The sequence below is a fragment of the Streptomyces lycii genome (assembly GCF_009735685.1).
Classification (GTDB): domain Bacteria; phylum Actinomycetota; class Actinomycetes; order Streptomycetales; family Streptomycetaceae; genus Streptomyces; species Streptomyces lycii.
The window spans coordinates 1-3,552 of the sequence record NZ_WHPN01000243.1 but is presented as its reverse complement, the minus strand read 5'-3'; the positions used below and the strand labels follow the sequence as shown (position 1 = coordinate 3,552).

Annotated in this window: 3 protein-coding genes; 1 reads left to right on the top strand and 2 read right to left on the bottom strand. The window is 76.8% G+C overall.

Annotated features, from left to right (window positions below):
* Positions 1-25: 25 nt before the first annotated feature.
* Entirely contained in the window at positions 26-214 is a 189-nt protein-coding gene (locus tag GCU69_RS09930; RefSeq protein ID WP_098751092.1) for a DUF5703 family protein, read from the bottom strand.
* Positions 215-261: 47 nt separating this feature from the next.
* On the opposite strand from GCU69_RS09930, the gene GCU69_RS09925 reads away from it, so the two are divergent.
* Positions 262-996 carry a hypothetical protein gene (locus GCU69_RS09925; RefSeq protein ID WP_156205713.1) on the top strand — a complete coding sequence of 245 codons (735 nt, stop codon included), beginning with the start codon at positions 262-264 and terminating at the stop codon, positions 994-996.
* Positions 997-1,643: 647 nt separating this feature from the next.
* Here the strand turns inward: GCU69_RS09925 and GCU69_RS09920 are convergent.
* The coding region (locus tag GCU69_RS09920) for a helix-hairpin-helix domain-containing protein (RefSeq protein WP_156205712.1) at positions 1,644-3,552 on the bottom strand (1,909 nt) is incomplete at its 5' end.

Here is a 3,552-nt window from a genome sequence, read left to right as displayed (position 1 = left end):
CCACGGCCGTGTGCCGTGTGCGGCATCACCAGGTGGCGCGCACCTGGCGGATGATCCGTCGCCGCAGCCGCACCGTGCGGCTGCCGTCGGTGCGCAGCAGGAGCCGGTCCAGCTCCCAGTGTCCGTATTCGGCGTGGTCGGTCAGCAGACGGGCGGCAGCCTTGCGGGAGACCCCCCGGGGCACGTACACGTCGCGAAATTCGTATTCCGGCATCGCATCTATTGTGCGGGCAGTGCCCCGGTACGGATAGCGTCTGCACTATGTCTGATGCTGCGCAGCCATCCGCTGCCGAGGTACGTGCCGCCGTCGAGGCGGTGAAGGCCGCGCTGGACCGCCACCTCGATGCGGTCGAACGCCGGTCGGGTGAGGAAGACCCGGCCGTCTACGAGGCCTTCAACGAGCTGGCCGCGGCGGCCGAGGATTACGACGAACTGCTGTACGAGGCCTATGACGAGGTCACACCGTTCGAGATCCCCTCGGACGACTCGCTGCCCGCGTACACCGGTCCGGAGGACCCGAGTGCTCTGAGTGTTCTGATCCGCCGGGACTACACCGTGGTCGAGAGCCGGCGGCTCTTCTCCCAGGCCCAGCGGGTCGCGGATCTGGACCCGGACGCGGACCCCGCCGCCAACGGGGCCCGGGGCGACACGGCGGGCGTCGTCGGCAGCAGTGTGCACGCGGCGCTCGGGGTGCTCTTCGGGGAGTACGAGCCGGACGAGATCGCTTCCCGGCACGAGGAGTTCGGCCTGGAGGAGGGTGATTCCACGCTCTGGGTCGCGGCCGCCGACGAACCCGCCGAGCCGGGGGAGTGGCTGAACGCCCCCTTCGACGACGTCGACCCGGAACGGGTCGTCTGCCGCTTCGACGTCAGCTCCGTCTTCGACGACGAGGACGAGGACGAGGACGAGGGGCGCGAGGACGAGGAGGACGACAGCGGCGTGGACAACGAGCCGGCCGACGAGGACGGGCCGGAGGTGCTCCGCTCGGACCGCTGAGGGCTCACGGGCCCGGGGACCCGTGAGCCCGGGCTCACCGGTCCCGGGACCGGCCCGGGGCCGCGCCGCTTGCGCGACCGCTCGGGGCGCCCGCATGGACCCCGCCTCGCGCCGCCTCGCGCCGCCTGGGGCCGTGAGCGGCGCGAGCCGGCCCGGGGCTGCTCGGGCTCCGGGGCTGCTCGGGCTCCGGGGCTGCTCGGGCTCCGGGACTGCTCGGGCTCCGGGACCGGGTCAGGCCCCGGACGTAGGCCAGGCCGCCGTACGTCGGCAGGCCCGCGTACCGGACAGCCCTCCGGACAAGCCACCCCGGACCGGCCGGCCCCTTATGTTGTTCGCGGTCTTGCAAGAGGGCCGCGCGCTCCTGCACGCCGAGTGGACCAAGATCCGTTCATTGCGCCCGCTTCTCGCCGCGCTCTGCTCCGTGCTCGCCGTCACTGTTGGCGTCACCCTCCTCGCGGGCGCCCCGGACGGCCGGACCGCCGCCGGGCCGCGGGCTGGTCTCCGGACCGGCCAGCCCTCCGGACCGGCCAACCTTCCGGGTCGGGCTCCGACCGTTTCCGAGCCCAGCCGGGCGTGGTCAGGCCGCGGGTTGTGCCGCCCCGGGACGTGCCCAGAAGCCCGGTGTGCCCAGCCCCGGGCGGGCCCGCTCAGGCTGCCGGAGGGGTGAGGGCGCCCAGCAGCGTCCGCAGCCGGGTGGTGCGTTCCCGCGGCAGTCCCTCGGCCACGGCGCGGGGCAGCGCGTCGCCCGCGCCCTGCACCACGGACAGATGCCGGTCCGCGCGGCCGAAGGCGGTGTACACCCAGTCCCGCGTCAGCGCCGGTACGGCGTCACCGGGCAGCACGGCCACAACGGCGGGCCAGCGCGTGCCGACGGCCTGGTGCGCGGTCACCGCCCAGCCGTGCCGCACCGCGTCCCCGACCCGGTCCCGGGGGACCAGCACCGGTTCGCCGCAGTCCAGCCGCAGCCCCTCGGCGTCCGCCGAGACCACGGTGCCCGGGACCGCGCGGCCGGGAGCCGGGACGTACACCACGCGGTCCCCGGGGTCGAAGCCCCCGAACCGGCCGGGGCCCGGGTTGAGCCGCTCCTTGAGCGCGGCGTTGAGCGTCCGCGTCCCCGCCGCGCCGCCGTGCCCCGGAGTGATCACCTGGGTCTGCTCCGGCGGCACCCCGATCGCGCGCGGCACCGAGTCGGCGACGAGCTGCACGGTGCGGTGCACGGCCTCCGCCGGATCGCCGACCGGCACGATCACGATTTCCTTGTCCGGCGCCTCGACCTGGTTCAGCTCGCCGATCCCGATGCCCGAGACCAGCTCGCCGACCGGCCCCGGGTCCGGGGTCCGGGAGGCGACGCGGGGGCAGATCCGGGCGGCGAGAAGATCGGCGAAGACCCGGCCCGGTCCCGCCGGGTCGAGGACACCCGGATCGCCGCTCAGCACGAGCCGCACGCCGTCCGGCAGCGACTCGACCAGCGCGGCCGCCGTCTCCACGTCCAGCTGGGGCGCGTCCAGCACGACCAGCACATCGAGCGCGAGCGCGCCCTCGGCGTCCCGGCCGGGCCCCTCCCGGCCGGAGAGCAGCCCGCCCACGGTCACGGCCGAGCCCTCGGGCGGGACCCCGCCGGAAGCCGGCTGCGCCGACGCCGCGTCCGCCTCACCGCCCCGGGCGAGCAGGGCCGCGATCCGCCGGGCGCCGTCCCGGGTGTGGGTGGCCGCGCAGGCACGGAGTCCCAGGGCGCCGGCCGCCCGGACCACGGCCGCGGGCTCGGCGCGGGCCGCCTCGCCGCCCGTGTGCGCGACCAGGCTCCCGGCCGCGACCGCGCGGATCAGCTCCGCGGCGGAGGGAGAGGGAGCCGCTTCGGCCTGCGCCCGCCAGTCGGCGGCGTCCGGGAAGCCGTCGGGCGCGGCGGCGTTCAGAACCCGGGCGAGGCCGTCGGCGAGGCTCTCCTCCGCGAGGGCGTAGCGGTCGAGGCCGATCAGCACCCGTACCGGCCGCTCCTCCTCTTCGCCGTCCTCCCCGCCGTCGGCGGCGGGCACCGCGGGCCGGGGAGCGCCCGGGGTCTCCAGGGCGTCCTGGAACACCAGCACGCCGCCGTCGGCGATCGCCGCGTGCAGCGCCTCCTCCGGGTCGGGGACCGACTGCTGGGCGAGCGCGGCCGTCAGGGCCGAGGGCTCCAGCGCCGTGTGCCCGCGGAGCGCCGCTCGCTCCAGCAGCCAGCCGGTCAGCGCCGTGGTGCGCCGCTCGTCGCCCGGCCCGGCCTCCGGGCCGAGCAGCGCCCGGGCGAAACCGTCCGCCTGCTCCGGCAGCACCCCGGGCACCGAGAGCAGCTGCCAGGGGTCCTCGCGGACCGCCTGCGCGGCCCGCTCCCCGAGGGTGTCCACCACGGCGTCGGCCAGCGACTCCGGGGCCCCGCCCGCGGCCAGCACCTCTCGTACGGTCGCGCTCTGCGCCGTCCGTTCGGCGGCGGGCAGCCGGGCGCCGGGCGTCACCTCCGGCGGCGGGCCGGCGGTCCCGGGCCCGGCCGGGACCGGACGTCCGGGCTCGCGGGACGGCTCGGGC

Bases quoted from the DNA above. Each gene is read 5' to 3' on its own strand.
- GCU69_RS09930 (WP_098751092.1), bottom strand. From the start codon at position 214: ATGCCGGAATACGAATTTCGCGACGTGTACGTGCCCCGGGGGGTCTCC.
- GCU69_RS09925 (WP_156205713.1), top strand. From the start codon at position 262: ATGTCTGATGCTGCGCAGCCATCCGCTGCCGAGGTACGTGCCGCCGTC.